Origin of the sequence: Dysgonomonas sp. ZJ279, from assembly GCF_011039205.1 — a bacterium.
Taxonomy (GTDB): Bacteria; Bacteroidota; Bacteroidia; order Bacteroidales; family Dysgonomonadaceae; genus Dysgonomonas.
Genome location: NZ_JAAKEL010000001.1, coordinates 410,359 through 426,036, shown reverse-complemented (window position 1 = coordinate 426,036; position 15,678 = coordinate 410,359). Strand labels below are relative to the sequence as shown.

General features: G+C 36.4%; 16 protein-coding genes. 13 read left to right on the top strand and 3 right to left on the bottom strand.

Features of this window, described 5'->3' with window-relative positions; genetic code table 11:
• Positions 1-49: 49 nt before the first annotated feature.
• The 13 genes from G7Y57_RS01875 (at position 50) to G7Y57_RS01815 (ending at position 11,366) form a co-directional block, all read left to right on the top strand.
• Positions 50-424, top strand: a complete 375-nt coding sequence (locus G7Y57_RS01875; RefSeq protein WP_185153908.1) for a GxxExxY protein — start codon at positions 50-52, stop codon at positions 422-424.
• A gap of 51 nt (positions 425-475) precedes the next feature.
• Entirely contained in the window at positions 476-1,444 is a 969-nt protein-coding gene (gene argC / locus G7Y57_RS01870) for an N-acetyl-gamma-glutamyl-phosphate reductase (RefSeq protein WP_165020471.1), read from the top strand.
• Positions 1,445-1,473: 29 nt separating this feature from the next.
• Positions 1,474-2,823 carry a MutS-related protein gene (locus G7Y57_RS01865; protein ID WP_165020470.1) on the top strand — a complete coding sequence of 450 codons (1,350 nt, stop codon included), beginning with the start codon at positions 1,474-1,476 and terminating at the stop codon, positions 2,821-2,823.
• The gene (locus tag G7Y57_RS01860) at positions 2,820-3,227 is read left to right on the top strand and encodes a GNAT family N-acetyltransferase (RefSeq protein WP_165020469.1); all 408 of its coding nucleotides are present in this window, start codon (positions 2,820-2,822) and stop codon (positions 3,225-3,227) included. The genes G7Y57_RS01865 and G7Y57_RS01860 overlap by 4 nt, the downstream gene beginning before the upstream one ends.
• Positions 3,228-3,248: 21 nt before the next feature.
• Entirely contained in the window at positions 3,249-4,373 is a 1,125-nt protein-coding gene (locus G7Y57_RS01855; protein WP_165020468.1) for an aspartate aminotransferase family protein, read from the top strand.
• A 13-nt stretch (positions 4,374-4,386) separates the two neighbouring features.
• Positions 4,387-5,145 (top strand): GH25 family lysozyme, encoded by a 759-nt coding sequence (locus G7Y57_RS01850; RefSeq protein WP_165020467.1) that lies wholly within the window; start codon positions 4,387-4,389, stop codon positions 5,143-5,145.
• 322 nt (positions 5,146-5,467) lie between these two features.
• Entirely contained in the window at positions 5,468-6,310 is an 843-nt protein-coding gene (locus tag G7Y57_RS01845) for a prephenate dehydratase (protein ID WP_165020466.1), read from the top strand.
• A gap of 22 nt (positions 6,311-6,332) precedes the next feature.
• Positions 6,333-7,499, top strand: a complete 1,167-nt coding sequence (locus tag G7Y57_RS01840; protein ID WP_165020465.1) for a pyridoxal phosphate-dependent aminotransferase — start codon at positions 6,333-6,335, stop codon at positions 7,497-7,499.
• Positions 7,500-7,518: 19 nt separating this feature from the next.
• Positions 7,519-8,079, top strand: a complete 561-nt coding sequence (locus G7Y57_RS01835; RefSeq protein WP_165020464.1) for a GNAT family N-acetyltransferase — start codon at positions 7,519-7,521, stop codon at positions 8,077-8,079.
• Positions 8,069-8,620, top strand: coding sequence for a GNAT family N-acetyltransferase (locus G7Y57_RS01830; protein ID WP_165020463.1), 552 nt, complete (start codon positions 8,069-8,071; stop codon positions 8,618-8,620). The genes G7Y57_RS01835 and G7Y57_RS01830 overlap by 11 nt, the downstream gene beginning before the upstream one ends.
• A 22-nt stretch (positions 8,621-8,642) precedes the next feature.
• Positions 8,643-9,704 (top strand): bifunctional 3-deoxy-7-phosphoheptulonate synthase/chorismate mutase type II, encoded by a 1,062-nt coding sequence (locus G7Y57_RS01825; RefSeq protein WP_165020462.1) that lies wholly within the window; start codon positions 8,643-8,645, stop codon positions 9,702-9,704.
• An 81-nt stretch (positions 9,705-9,785) separates the two neighbouring features.
• A complete protein-coding gene (locus G7Y57_RS01820) occupies positions 9,786-10,562 on the top strand; it encodes a prephenate dehydrogenase (RefSeq protein WP_165020461.1) in 777 nt (258 codons plus the stop codon).
• A 78-nt stretch (positions 10,563-10,640) separates the two neighbouring features.
• Entirely contained in the window at positions 10,641-11,366 is a 726-nt protein-coding gene (locus tag G7Y57_RS01815; RefSeq protein ID WP_165020460.1) for a hypothetical protein, read from the top strand.
• A gap of 6 nt (positions 11,367-11,372) precedes the next feature.
• Here the strand turns inward: G7Y57_RS01815 and G7Y57_RS01810 are convergent, their stop codons facing one another.
• The 3 genes from G7Y57_RS01810 to G7Y57_RS01800 form a co-directional block, all read right to left on the bottom strand.
• The gene (locus G7Y57_RS01810; RefSeq protein WP_165020459.1) at positions 11,373-11,876 is read right to left on the bottom strand and encodes a pyridoxamine 5'-phosphate oxidase family protein; all 504 of its coding nucleotides are present in this window, start codon (positions 11,874-11,876) and stop codon (positions 11,373-11,375) included.
• Between the two features lie 94 nt (positions 11,877-11,970).
• The gene (locus tag G7Y57_RS01805; protein WP_165020458.1) at positions 11,971-14,520 is read right to left on the bottom strand and encodes an adenosylcobalamin-dependent ribonucleoside-diphosphate reductase; all 2,550 of its coding nucleotides are present in this window, start codon (positions 14,518-14,520) and stop codon (positions 11,971-11,973) included.
• A 325-nt stretch (positions 14,521-14,845) separates the two neighbouring features.
• Complete coding sequence (locus tag G7Y57_RS01800; protein ID WP_165020457.1) at positions 14,846-15,601, bottom strand: zinc ribbon domain-containing protein; 756 nt, start codon at positions 15,599-15,601, stop codon at positions 14,846-14,848.
• Positions 15,602-15,678 lie beyond the last annotated feature (77 nt).

The following is a 15,678-nucleotide window of genomic DNA, read 5'->3' as shown; positions in this document are numbered from 1 at the left end:
AAAATAAACCACAGAGTCACACGGAGTTTTCACAGAGTAATAATTAACTATGTTTATTGAAAAAGAATTAACAGAGAAAATATTAGCTTGTGCATATTCAGTTCATACAGAATTAGGTCCGGGGTTACTCGAAAAAACGTATGAAACTTGTCTTTATCACGAACTACGACAAAGTGGTTTATTTGCAGAAAAACAGGTTGAACTTCCAGTGGCTTATAAAGGAATTGAAATTGATGCAGGGTATCGTTTAGACTTATTAGTGGAAAATAAGATAATACTCGAGCTGAAATCGGTAGAAGAATTGACAGACATCCATACAGCACAATTACTAACTTACTTAAAGTTATCCGGCTGTAAGATCGGCTATCTCATGAACTTTAATGTCAGATCGTTGAAGCTTGGTATAAAAAGATTTATAATGTAAAAACTCCGTGTGACCTCTGTGTCACTCTGTGGTTTGTAAAAAAAACATACAATGATAAAAGCAGGAATAATAGGCGGTGCAGGATATACGGCAGGCGAACTGATCCGTATATTACTCAATCACCCCCAAGTAGAACTAGTATTTGTGAACAGCACCAGCAATGCAGGAAATAAATTAACGGATGTACATGGCGGATTGTTAGGTGAAACCGATTTGACATTCACAGACCAATTGCCTTACGATAAAATAAATGTCTTATTTTCTTGTTCGGCACATGGCGACACAAAGAAATTTTTAGAGGCGAATGATGTACCTCAAGATTTAAAAATTATCGATTTATCGACAGACTATCGCCATAAAGCAGAAGGTAATGATTTTGTTTATGGTCTTCCCGAACTGAATAAAGAAGAGATAAAAAAAGCTTCTCGAATTGCTAATCCGGGGTGCTTTGCTACTGCTATTCAGCTAGGTCTATTACCTTTAGCAAAAGCAAAATTGCTTAATACCGAAATCCATGTAAATGCGATAACAGGGTCGACCGGGGCTGGAGTAAAACCTTCGGCAACATCCCATTTTAGCTGGAGAGAGAATAATATATCTGTATATAAGGCTTTTGGGCATCAACATCTGACTGAGATAAAAGAGTCTTTGACTCAGTTACAAAATAGTTTTAGAGAAGATATTAGCTTTATACCTGTACGCGGCAATTTTACCCGTGGCATATTTGTTACTACCTATCTCAAGTTCGATGGAACATTGGAAGAAGCTGAAAAATTGTATCTGGATTTTTATAAAGATAGCCCTTTTGTGATTATTTCAGACAAAAATATAGATTTGAAACAAGTAGTAAACACCAATAAGTGTGCATTGCATTTGGAAAAACATGGCAATAAACTACTGATCCTGTCATGTATCGATAACTTAATAAAAGGCGCTTCGGGACAAGCTGTACATAATATGAATCTAATTTTCGGATTGGACGAAACAATAGGTCTAAAGTTGAAATCGGCAGCATTTTAAAACACCTTTATCCTTAAAAGAGTAAGTATATGAAATTCAAAATTGATAATCAAACATTTAAAGATCTGGACATTTTCGACACTGCTCAGAATGGACAATCTGTGTTTGCTCTTTTCAATTTCACTCAATGCTTAGGAGGGAAAGAGAGACTTAGAAGCTTCTTGTCTTCTCCGGTTACCGATCTTACTGAACTCACAGAGAGGAAAGCCGCAATTGCATATTTTCAGAAATACCTCCCAATAGGATTAGAGGTTGATAAAAACAGTCTGGATTTCACAGAGTTTTATTTAAAAAATGGTTCATACCCCACACGAATTGTTTCTAAAGCTATTGCTATAGAAAGGAAGATAATGGATAAGATAAGTCCCAACAGCGAATATTATCTTATAGAAAAAGGGGTAAGTTCAACCGTTAATTTATTAAAATCCATCCATCAGTTTTCACTAGAACTATCAGCTAAATTTCAACAGTCAGAAAGTTACCCGACCCTTTTACAGAAAAACAATGAGAAGGTTCTGGAGATTTTTTCACAACCCGAATATGAGGAAATCATCAACTTAAAAAAAATAAAAGCTTATGATACATCAAGGTTAGACTATCTTTTTCGTTATAAAGACAGACATCACATACGTTTTTTCCTAAGCCTTATTTATGAATATGACGCTTTTCGATCAGTAGCTAAAGCAGCAGGCGAATATAAGTTATCATATCCCGAAATATTACCCGAAACAGAGAATCGCCTTAATATAGAAGGATTGTTCCACCCTTTTGTCGAAAATGCGATACCTAACGATATTCATTTCGACGGATCGTCGAACCTTCTATTCGTGTCGGGTCCTAATATGGCAGGTAAATCAACCTTCCTCAAAGCACTGGGTATTTGCGTGTATCTGGCACATGTAGGATTTCCTGTACCGGCAAGTCGAATGACTCTAAGCGTCTTATCGGGATTATGTACGACAATAAACATTGCCGATAATTTAAAATCGGGCTACAGCCACTTCTATGCAGAAGTAATGCGGATAAAAGATGTGACAGCAGAATTATCGTCTAATAAAAATATGCTTGTTATCTTTGATGAACTATTCAGAGGAACAAATGTAAAGGATGCTTACGATGGAACTTTAGCTATTGTATCAGCATTTTCCCGCATAAAAAGCTCTTTCTTTGTAGTATCGACCCATATTGTTGAAGTAGCAAAAGAACTCGACGACAATACTAAAATAAAGTTCTGTTATTTTGAAGTAGATCAACCAGATGGTATACCAACCTATACTTATAAGCTAAAAGAAGGTGTATCTGATGTGAGACTTGGAATGTATATCATAAATAAAGAGAGGCTGATTGAGCAGATAAACAGTATAACAGACGATAAATGAAAATAGAATATTCAAATAAGATTCCCGAGATAAATTCTTTTTTCGCGTTATATGAATCCACAGGGTGGAATAATTCAGAAGGAAAAACAAAAGAAGAACTGTATAATGCTATCGAAAACAGTTGGTATATTATTTCTGCTTTCGCAGATAATAATCTGATTGGTTTTGGCAGAGTTATTTCTGACGGATATTTGCACGCATTCATTGTAGATTTAATAATTTTACCTGAATATAAGCAAAAAGGAATCGGAACAGAAATACTAAATCGCCTTGTAGATCAAATAAAGAGTGCAAGTATCAATGACATTCAACTCTTTTGTGCTAAAGAAAAGAAAGAGTTTTATTTGAAAAATAATTTTGAAGAACGCTCACCGGATGCACCTGGTATGCAATACAAAAATTGACAATAAAAAAATATAAAATATATGAAACTATTTGACGTATTCCCCCTATTCGATCTGAATATAGTAAAAGGAGAAGGTTGTTATGTATACGACGACAAAGGAAATAAATACTTAGATCTGTATGGTGGTCATGCCGTTATTTCGGTAGGACATACACATCCTTATTATGTAGAAAAACTGACTGATCAACTAAACAAGATAGGTTTTTATTCTAACTCTGTAATCAATAAATTACAGCAAGAAGTTGCTCAGAAATTAGGCGAACAATGTGGTTATTCTGACTACTTCTTGTTCCTTATAAATTCGGGAGCAGAAGCTAATGAGAATGCAATTAAACTTGCATCCTTCCATAATGGACGTAAAAAAGTTCTGGCTTTTGCCAAAGCATTTCACGGACGTACCTCTGCAACTGTTATGGCAACGGACATACCGAGCTATCAGGCTCCGGTAAACGAAAGCAAGAACTTTGTATTTGCACCCTTCAACGATATCGAATTTGTAAAGAAAGAACTGGCTACAAAAGAATACTCATCAGTAATTATTGAAGGTATACAAGGTGTTGCAGGAATACAAATACCTGACGATAGCTTTTTGAAAGAGCTCCGTCAAGTTTGCACCGAAACAGGAACAATCCTTATTATAGACGAAATACAATCGGGATATGGACGTTGCGGTAAATTTTTCGCTCATCAATATGCAGGTATTGAAGCTGATCTAATCACTGTAGCTAAAGGTATCGGTAATGGATTTCCAATGTCGGGTGTATTAATTCATCCGATGTTTAAGGCTGTATATGGTCAATTAGGTACTACCTTTGGAGGAAACCATCTGGCTTGTGCAGCAGCTATTGCCGTGCTGGATATTATGAAGGAGGAAAAATTAGTGGAAAACGCATATAACGTCGGTGAATACTTAATGCAGGAGTTGAAGAAACTCCCCCAAATAAAAGAAGTACGTGGTCGAGGCTTAATGATAGGTATGGAATTCGATAAACCGATCAAAGAAATGCGCACCAGATTACTGTTTGAAGAGAAAGTATTTACAGGATCTACTGGAACCCATGTATTCCGTTTGCTACCACCTCTTTGTCTGACAATGGAGCAAGCCAAAGAATTTATGGTACACTTCAAAAAAGTAATCGCATAAACTATAATATCGTTTGAAGAAAAAATATATAATCTATTCTGTCATCGGAATTGCTTTGCTGATTTTAATCGCCGGAGGACTACGTTATGCCTTTTACCAAGGGTACATAAGAGCAAACTACCCTTCGTTGGAAGAATATCCGGTTCAAGGGATTGATGTTTCCCATCATCAGGGGATCATCAGATGGAAGGATTTAGACAGAAAATTTGTTCAATTCGCCTTTATCAAAGCTACGGAAGGAGGAAATCACAAAGATTCACTCTTTCACGAGAATTGGAGAGAGGCGAAAAAGAATAATATACCTGCAGGTGCTTACCACTTCTTCACCTTTTGTAAAGGAGGCGACGAGCAAGCCCGCAATTACATCCATTATGTCCCGAAAGACAGTATAGACCTTCCTCCTATTATAGATCTCGAGTATGGCGGTAATTGTCAGGAAGCAAATCGCAAAGAGGATATTATTCAAGAGATAGCAAACTATCTGGAGATAATAGAAGATCACTATCAACAGAAAGCGATTATATATACAACAAACGAATTTTATAAAACCTATCTTCTACATAAGTTTATGGATAATCCTATATGGATACGCGATATTCTATCTGTTCCTAATTTACCCGATGGCCGGAAATGGTTATTCTGGCAGTATACTAACAGAGGGCGTATCGAGGGAATTGATTCATTTGTCGATTTAAACGCATTCGTTGGAAGCAAAGAAGAGTTTGAAGTACTACTTAAATCGAATAAGAAAGAAGTATTGCCTACAGAATAATTGCTGTTTATCAATTAAAGCAGACGATTTAAGGATGCTGTTTATTTTATAAATGACATCAAAAAGAGAATATGAATGATATAACTGATAAAAAAATAACATTTTTGTTTGCACTATTCAAAAAAGTATTACATTTGTAGTCATAAATAAAGCTAAGAATATTTTAGAATGAAGAACTTTTCTTATACATACTTTTTCTTTTTTTACTTTTACTTTAAAAAGTGAAATAGGATTTTGTATGAGAAATTTGAAATGAAATAACAAAATAGAAATATATAAAATCCTGTCCGAAACGACGGGATTTTTTTTTGAAAAAATTAAGATGAAGAAAGTTGCTATTCAGGGAGGTCTAGGTGCATATCATGGCATTGCGGCAGAGAATTTTTTCGAGGAAGAAGTTGAAATAGTGCCTTGCGTTACATTCAGGGATATTTTTACTGTAATAAAGAAAGATCCCAACACAATAGGCATCATGGCTATAGAGAATACGATTGCCGGAAGTCTATTACCAAACTATGAGCTACTTAAAATCAACAAATTACCTATTGCCGGAGAATACAAACAACGCATATCGCATTGTTTAGCAGCTTTACCCGGACAAACTATTCACGACATCAAAGAAGTACAGTCTCATCCTATTGCCCTTATGCAATGTACAGAGTTCTTAGATACCCTGTCAGAAGTAAAGGTAGTAGAACACGAAGATACAGCTCTTGCTGCCCGCGATATAGCGGCAAATAAGACGTTGGGCTGTGCAGCAATATGTAGCACGAAAGCTGCAGAAATATATGGCTTGAATATATTGGCGAGGGGAATTGAGACGAATAAACACAATTTTACTCGCTTTCTTATTTTTGGTAATCCATGGATTGTCGAAGAAATACAGAAAGATGAAGTATTGAATAAATCATCCATAGTATTTACAACACCTCATAACGAAGGTAGCTTATCGAAAGTATTATCGGTATTCTCGTTCTACGATATTAATCTGACTAAAATACAATCATTGCCAATCATTGGTCGCGAGTGGGAATATCAGTTTTATGTAGACCTCAAATTTTCAGATTTGGCACGTTATAGACAATCGTTAGATGCTATTCGTCCGCTAATCAGTGAACTGAAGGTTTTGGGAGACTATCCCGAAGGAAGACAAAGCGAATCGTAAAACTATCAAATAAGAAAATACAATGAAAACTATTATACCGGCAGAGCGCCTTAACTCGGTAAACGAATACTACTTCTCAATCAAATTGAAAGAAGTTGCTGAGATGAATGCAGCAGGCAAAAATGTGATCAGTTTAGGTATCGGAAGCCCCGATCTTCCACCATCGAAAGAAACAATTGATGCACTAAGTTTGTCAGCAGCTAAGAGCGATACACATGGATATCAGCCTCATGTAGGCATACCAGAGTTGAGAAAAGCATTTGCCGACTGGTATAAAGATTGTTATGGTGTAATTCTTAATCCTGCGAATGAAATTCAGCCATTAATCGGGTCGAAAGAAGGAATACTACATATCTCGCTTGCATTTATAAACCCGGGTGACGGCGTTTTAATTCCTAATCCGGGCTATCCGACTTATACATCTATAAATAAACTGATAGGAGCAAAAATCCACAGTTACGATTTGGATGAAAATAATAACTGGCAACCAGATTTCGATGCATTAGAAAAAATGCACTTATCCAATATTAAACTAATGTGGGTAAACTATCCGAATATGCCAACAGGTGCAAATGCAACGATCGAGCTATTTGAAAAACTTGTTGCTTTCGGAAAGAAACATGGAATCATAATAGTACATGATAATCCATACAGCTTGATTCTAAATCAAAAACCACTTAGCATTTTGCAAGTAGATGGTGCTAAAGATATCTGCATAGAATTAAATTCGATGAGTAAATCTCATAATATGCCCGGTTGGCGTATGGGAATGCTAGCTTCGAATCCCCAATTCATACAATGGGTGCTGAAAGTATTGAGCAATATCGATAGCGGACAATTCAAACCGATGCAAGAGGCTGCAATAGCAGCACTTCATAATCCGAAAGAATGGCATGAGACTATGAATATCGAACTATATAGTACTCGCCGCAAGTATGCCGAAGAAATAATGGATGCACTTGGCTGTACTTTTGATAAAAATCAAGTCGGAATGTTCTTATGGGGAAAAATACCGGCACAGTATAAAGGAAGCGAAGAACTAGCCGATAAAATATTGTATGATGCGAAAGTATTCCTAACTCCCGGATTTATTTTCGGAGACAAAGGGGAAAGATATATACGCATATCATTATGTTGCAACGAAACAATGCTTAAAGAAGCGTTGAAACGAATAAAAGAGATCGTTTAATAAACATCCGATTTAAAATATGAAGTTTGAACCAATACATATAGAACTCAAGAATGGTAAGACAGTAACAATACGGGAAGCATCGGTAAGTGATGCGGAAGAATTGATAGTGACTATTAGAGAGTATGTGGAGGAAAGCGAGTTTATCCCTTATATTGAAGGAGAATTTAATCCGACAATAGAAGATGAGAAAAATTGGATACAATCTTTTATCAACCAAGAAAATAGTTTATTATTACTGGCACTATGTGATAATTCTATTATTGGAAATATAAGCCTAAACGGTTCTCAAAGGGCGATGATGAAGCATACCGCTGGTATCGGAATCGGTTTGTTGAGCGAATGGCGAAATCAAGGAGTTGGCTCCGCTCTATTTGAGGCTATGATTAGTTGGGCTAAAATTTCTGAACTCGAACTCTTGTGGTTAGAAACCTATAATACGAATAAAATCGGTTTAGCTACATATAAAAAATATGGTTTTGAAGAAGTCGGTAAACAAAAAGATTTCATTAAAATAGCATCGGGAGTTTATGCCGATAATGTTATAATGACATTAAAAATAAAAAGACATGAAGTTTGAACCAATACATATAACGCTCAAGAATGGCAAATCTGTAACAATACGGGAAGCTACGATAGAGGATGCGGAAGGATTAATTACTGCTGCAAAATCCTATCTTAGAGATAGCGACTATCTCCTTTCGTATGAAGAAGAGTTCAACCCGACTATTGAGGATGAAACGAATTGGATTAAATCTTATGATAACGACAATAGCCTGCTCCTTATAGCGACAGCAGATGATATAGTAATTGCAACTTTCGGTTTACTGGGTAAACAAATGAGAAAATTACGTCATACCAATGAGCTAGCTATTGCTATACGAAAAGAATGGCAGAATACAGGTTTAGGCACAGCCCTTTTTGAAAATGCAATTCGTTGGGCTAAAAGTAATCCCGAATTAGAGATTCTTTGTTTAGAAGTATTTGCCGAGAACGAAGCGGGCATTGCGCTTTACAAAAAAATGGGTTTTGTAGAAGAAGGGAAGAGAAAGTACTACTACAAAACAAAATTGGGCGGATATATAGATAATATTATAATGACATTAAGAATAAAAGAATAATCAATTAAAAATAAAAATAGACATGAAACTAGAATCAATTTTACTACCCGGGGTTGACGCTAAGCGTCCGATGGTAATTGCAGGACCTTGTAGTGCTGAAACAGAAGAACAAGTAATGAGCGCGGCCAAAGCATTAGCTGCTGATGGTATAAAAATTATGCGTGCCGGTATATGGAAACCCCGTACTAAACCGGGTGGATTCGAAGGTATCGGCAGTCAGGGACTTGCTTGGCTAAAAAAAGTAAAGCAAGAAACAGGTCTTTATGTTTCTACAGAGGTAGCGACACAAAAACATGTTTACGAAGCATTGAAATACGGAGTGGATCTTCTTTGGATTGGTGCACGTACAACTGCAAACCCTTTTGCTGTACAAGAAATTGCCGATGCACTGGAAGGCGTCGATATTCCTGTCCTTGTAAAGAATCCTGTAAATCCTGATCTTGAATTGTGGATCGGTGCATTAGAGCGCCTTAGCAATGCAGGCTTAACTAAATTAGGGGCTATTCACCGTGGATTCAGCTCTTATGACAAAAAGATCTACCGTAATCTTCCTCAATGGCATATTCCTATCGAATTGAAACGCCGTTACCCTGATCTTCCAATCATCTGCGACCCTAGCCACATCGGTGGTAGACGCGATTTAATCCAGCCACTGTCTCAACAAGCTATGGACCTAAATTTCGATGGTTTAATCATCGAAACACATTGTGATCCTGATAACGCGTGGAGTGATGCATCGCAACAAGTAACTCCTAGCAGACTGAAAGAAATACTTTCTGCATTGGTTATTCGTGATGGCAAACAATCGACAGAAGACTTATCTGATCTTCGCAGACAAATTGATGAAATGGACGATCAACTATTAGAGCTTATGGCTAAACGTATGCGTATCTCTTGCGAAATAGGTACATTCAAGAAAGAGCATAACATGACAGTTGTTCAAACTGAACGTTATGATGAGATCTTGAACAAGCGTATTTCTCAGGCTAGCGGCATGGGTATGAATCCTGAATTCATGCGTGTTGTTTTGGAAGCTATCCACGAAGAGTCGGTAAGACAACAAGTAGATATTTTAAACAAATAATAGCTTTTCAAACCCCTCTTTAGGAGGGGTTATTTCTTCCCTGTTGTGGGAAGTGATATAATATCTCTAATTTAGAAGACAATGAGAATACTTATACTTGGTGCCGGAAAAATGGGTTCCTTCTTTGGTGATGTGCTTAGTTTCGATCACGAATTAGCAGTTTTTGATACCGATCCTCAGCGATTGAGATTCATATACAATACCGTTCGGATGAGTGATCCGAAGGAGATCAAAGAATTTAACCCCGAATTGGTGATAAATGCAGCTACAGTAAAATATACGATTGATGCCTTTAAAGCAATACTGCCTTATATTAGCAAAGATTGTATTATATCCGATATAGCTTCGGTAAAAACAGGACTGAAAGAATTTTATGCAAGTGTCGAACAACCCTTTGCCTCTTCCCATCCTATGTTTGGACCTACATTTGCCGATCTTCGCAACTTAAGCACACAAAGCGCAATTGTGATATCGGAGTCTAGTCCCAAAGGCAAGGAGTTTTTCCTCAATTTATACAGAGGGCTAAATCTTCGTGTATTTGAATACTCTTTCGAAGAGCATGATGAAACAATCGCTTATTCCCTATCCATCCCTTTTGCATCTACTCTTGTATTTGCATCGGTAATGAAACATCAGGAAGCTCCGGGAACAACATTTAAACGTCATATGGACATTGCTAAAGGCTTGTTGTCGGAAGATAATTACCTACTGACCGAGATCTTATTCAATCCATATACACCCTCACAAGTAGAGAACATTCGTGCGGAATTGAAAAGCTTGCTCAATATCATAGAAAATAAGGATAGTGAAGCTATGCTTGATTTTCTGACTAAGGTTAGAAAAAACATTGAAGAATAAGGACAAGTTGGTACACTTTTTTTTCGACGGTAAATATATTTATAGTACTATTGTGATATTAATTTATAAATAAATATTATGATAAACATTCATGAGAGAGTTTCCAATATCTGGAAAAGATTTGAGCTTAGTATACATGATAGTATTTTAGAGCGTGGATTTATGTATTCTGAAAATACAGATCAAAAAGATATCCTTATCACAGGAATTAATCCATCCTGGAGAACAAATGACGATAAAAAAGAAATATATTCATTTAATTTTAAGGATATATTAGGAAATAATAAATGGGATAACTATTGGTCATCACTTAAAAAAATACTTAAATCCGAATTATCAGATTTAGACTATACTAATAATGCAGCATATTTAGATATTTTTCATTTTAGAGAAATGAATCAAAAGTTTCTAACGAATGTTATCCTTAAGTCGAATGATGGTAGAAGCTTTTTAGCAGAACAACTTAATTTGACTCAACATATAATTGAGGATATAATTAAACCTAAAGTAATAATAGTTAAAAACAAAGAATCTGCTACATATTGGGGTCGATGGTCAGAAAATGGAATTATTTGGATGGGCTATAAATTTCAACCTATCCCCCAATTTAATTCAAAATGTGGTGAGGCATTCAAGATTACCGGTTTACTTAATAGTGATGAACGTATATCGCCAGAAATTAAAGAAACAAATCTGATCGGGACAATTGTCCTATTTACCAAACATATCAATCAATATACAAAAAAGGATGAAAGACCTAATGCTGAAATCCTGCATGAATTATTATCATATACCATTGATTAAAATTAGTTAGAATACCGGACCTTCTTTGTAATTACGCGAGTTAGGATGTGGAACACCAAATATTTTAGTTGATATTTTATCAACCTCTATTTTCCAAATACGTACATTATTTACTGCCGGCACAGAATATGTAAAAGCTCTGTCTGTATATTGTTTCATTATTATATTCAGGGCTTTTACTTTTTCATCAAAATTTTCTTCAAAAATGACTTTACCCTTACAGATTACACTACTCCCCTGCATACGGTAACTGCAAGCCACCTCTACATTCTGGTAAGTCAGCTGGGCTCTTGAGCAAAATGTAATACATACATTAGGATTATTCTCCAACGCCCTTATACTTCCTCCATCCTGTCCGGAGTGCAGATATATAATATCGTCGGCATACCCGAAATTCATCGGTATTACATAAGGCATACCCTCCGTGTCTATCATACCGACATAGCAAGTATTATTCTTTGCTATTATTTCGTTTATTAAGGCTCTCTCTTCAATAGTAACTGTTATCATAAGCAGGATTATTCTTTTCGTTAACAACAAAGATAAAATAAAAGAAGGAACAATACAATTGCTCCTTCTTCTCTATTCTATATAATGATTACGATCATCCGCATTTAGATGCACCGCAGTTTGTACACTTCATACAACCTTCCTGATAGATCAACGTTTCCAATCCGCAAACAGGACATTTCTGACCTTTAGCTTCCGTTTCATTCGGGAGGTATTTCTTTAAGGCACGTTCTACACCATTCTTCCATGTATTAATGGTTTCGCTGTTTAGCTCTAGTGTTTGTACCAACTTAACAACCTGATCGATAGGCATACCGTAACGAAGAACTCCTGAAATTAATTTAGCATAGTTCCAATACTCAGGATTGAATTTATCATTAAGACCTTCGATAGTCGTTTTGTAACCTCTTTTGTTTTTAAACTGGAAGTCATAAGAACGCTCACCCTCGTCGTTTGTTGTCTTAATAATAGCTCCTTGATTTACATTCTTAGGCAACATAAGACCTTCGTCATCATCGGCAAGACCGGTAAATATCTCATAAGGACGACCATCTAACAACCCGATGAATGCAATCCATTTTTCTTTATTATTTTGGAACTTGATAACCTCTGCACTCAATTCTCTAGGACGAGAAGGAACGATTAACGGACGCTCGTAGCAGTTGCAATCCTCTTCCGCTTTTTTCTTCTTTTCATCATCAGCAGCCAAAAGTACACCTGCGCGTGAACCATCACGATATACAGTACAACCCTTACATCCGCTTTTCCAAGCCTCTACGTAAAGTTGATTAACAAGATCTTCAGACACATCAGATGGCAAGTTAATAGTTACGCTGATAGAGTGATCGACCCATTTTTGAATACGTCCTTGCATCTTCACTTTTTGCAACCAATCTACATCATTCGATGTGGCTTTGTAATAAGGAGATTCGGAAACCATCTTATCCACTTCTTCGTTTGTATAACGTTTTGTTGTAGAATAGCCCTTACTTTCCATCCATGTAACAAACTTATGATGGAATACAATGTATTCTTCCCACGAGTCACCATTTTCATCAATAAAGTCGACACGAACCTCTTTATCATTTGGATTCACCTTACGACGGCGTTTGTAAACCGGCATAAATACAGGCTCTATACCCGACGATGATTGACTCATCAAACTTGTTGTTCCTGTTGGAGCTACAGTCAAACACGCAATATTACGGCGACCGTATTTCTCCATATCTTTATATAATTGTGGATCTGCTTCTGCCAAACGATTAATAAACGGATTGTTTTTCTCACGTTTGATATCAAATATTTCGAATGCTCCACGCTCTTTAGCCATGTCTACAGACGAACGATAAGCAGCAAGAGCCAATGTACGGTGCACTTCTTCAGCAAAAGCAGTAGCTTCTTCTGTTCCATAGCGAAGACCCATAGCAGCAATCATATCACCTTCGGCTGTTATACCAACTCCGGTACGGCGACCTTGAAGTGTTTTTTTGCGAATTTTTTCCCAAAGATGTCTCTCGGTAGATTTTACTTCTTCCAACTCAGGATCATCATTTATCTTTTTAAGGATAAGTTCGATCTTTTCAGTTTCAAGATCGATAATATCATCCATAATTCGCTGAGCTAATGCTACATGCTTTTTGAATAAATCAAAATCGAAATAGGCATCATCCTTGAATGGGTTAACTACATATGAATATAAATTGATCGCCAATAAACGGCAGCTATCGTAAGGACAAAGTGGAATCTCACCACAAGGATTTGTTGATATGGTTTTAAACCCTAAATCAGCATAACAGTCAGGCACCGATTCTCTAATAATCGTATCCCAGAAAAGAACACCGGGTTCAGCCGATCTCCATGCATTATGCACAATCTTTTTCCAAAGTTGCGATGCTTCTATATCTTTAACTGTTGTCGGATTTTTAGAATCGATTGGATATTGTTGTGTATATAATGTGTCATCAACAACAGCTTGCATAAAATCGTCATCAATTCTCACGGATACGTTCGCTCCTGTTACTTTACCCTGCTCCATTTTAGCATCGATAAAAGATTCAGAATCGGGATGTTTGATAGACACGCTCAACATCAATGCCCCACGACGGCCATCTTGTGCCACCTCACGTGTAGAGTTCGAATATCTTTCCATGAATGGAACCAACCCTGTAGATGTCAATGCAGAGTTCTTCACAGGAGAACCTTTAGGTCGGATATGGGATAAATCGTGTCCTACTCCACCACGGCGTTTCATCAATTGAACTTGTTCTTCATCGACACGAATAATTGCACCGTATGAATCTGCCTGGCCATCCAGCCCTATTACAAAACAGTTAGACAAAGATGCTATCTGGAAATTATTTCCGATACCTGTCATCGGACTTCCCTGAGGTATAATATATTTAAAGTGATCAAATAAATCGTATAATTCTTTGTTGGTTAAGCCATTCTCATATTTAGCTTCTACTCTAGCTATTTCATTAGCTAATCTCCAGTGCATATCTTCGGGCGATTGCTCGTAAATATTACCGGCTGCATCTTTCAATGCATACTTATTTACCCACACTTTTGCTGCAAGTTCATCGCCATCAAAGTATGCCAGTGCGGCAGTACATGCCTCATCAAAAGTGTAAACCTTTTGTGCCATTTTTTTTGTTATTATATATTTTGATTGTAATATAAAGTCTTATTTTTCTTTCGATGTACAATGTTAGAAATTAATCGAAAACGAAACAAATTTTACAAGATTAATTTATGAACAATTTAAAAAGTTTTCCATTTTATTTTTCAAATATCTACTAATCAATTGATTAAATTTTTAGAATATCCAAAAAGTTTTCCATTTTGTTTTTCGATGTCACATTATGATAAACAAAAACATAACACATATAGTTCACGTAAAAAGACACTAAAACGCCCGTCAGATTGTTAAAAAACAACCTAACGGGCGTTACTATATTAAAGAAATATATTTAATCTGCCGGAGCTATTAATTCCGGGTCGATCATAATACGTCCACAGTATTCACAAACAATAATTTTCTTACCTAATTTTATATCCATTTGCTTTTGAGGTGGAATCTTATTGAAGCAACCACCACAAGCACCACGCTCGATACATACAACAGCTAGGCCGTTACGTGCACTTTTACGAATTCGCTTGAATGCATGAAGTAAACGAGGCTCAACTTGAGTTTCTACGTTTTTCACCTCTTCACGAAGCTCTTCTTCTTGTTGTTTTGTTTCAGATACGATACCCTCTAACTCATCTTTCTTTTGAGCAAGGTCTAATTTACGTTCCTCTAAGAATGCTTTGCTTTTTTCGATTTGTTCAGCAAGATTTTTAGATTCCTGACCAAATTCGCGCGTACGTTTTTCCGATAACTCAATCTCTAGAGTTTCGAATTCGATTTCTTTACTTAAATGATCGAACTCACGATTATTACGTACGTTATCTAACTGCTCTTTATATTTTTCGATCTTCAAAGCAGAATCCTTAGCTTTTTGTTTTTGTTGAGAAACAGTAGTTTCCGATTCTTTCAATTCTGCCTCATGTTTCTTGATACGAGTATCCAATCCGATAATCTCATCTTCCAAATCAGCTACCTCTAGTGGCAATTCACCACGAAGAATCTTAATAGAGTCTATCTCAGACAATTTTTGTTGTAGGGAGTATAGCGTTTTTAGCTTATCCTCTACTGTAATTTCTTTTTCTTGCTTTTTAGCCATGATTATATATAAATTTAATAAATACGAATAAAAAAATGCAGTAATTAAACAGCCGAAACTACTTATTTACTACATCA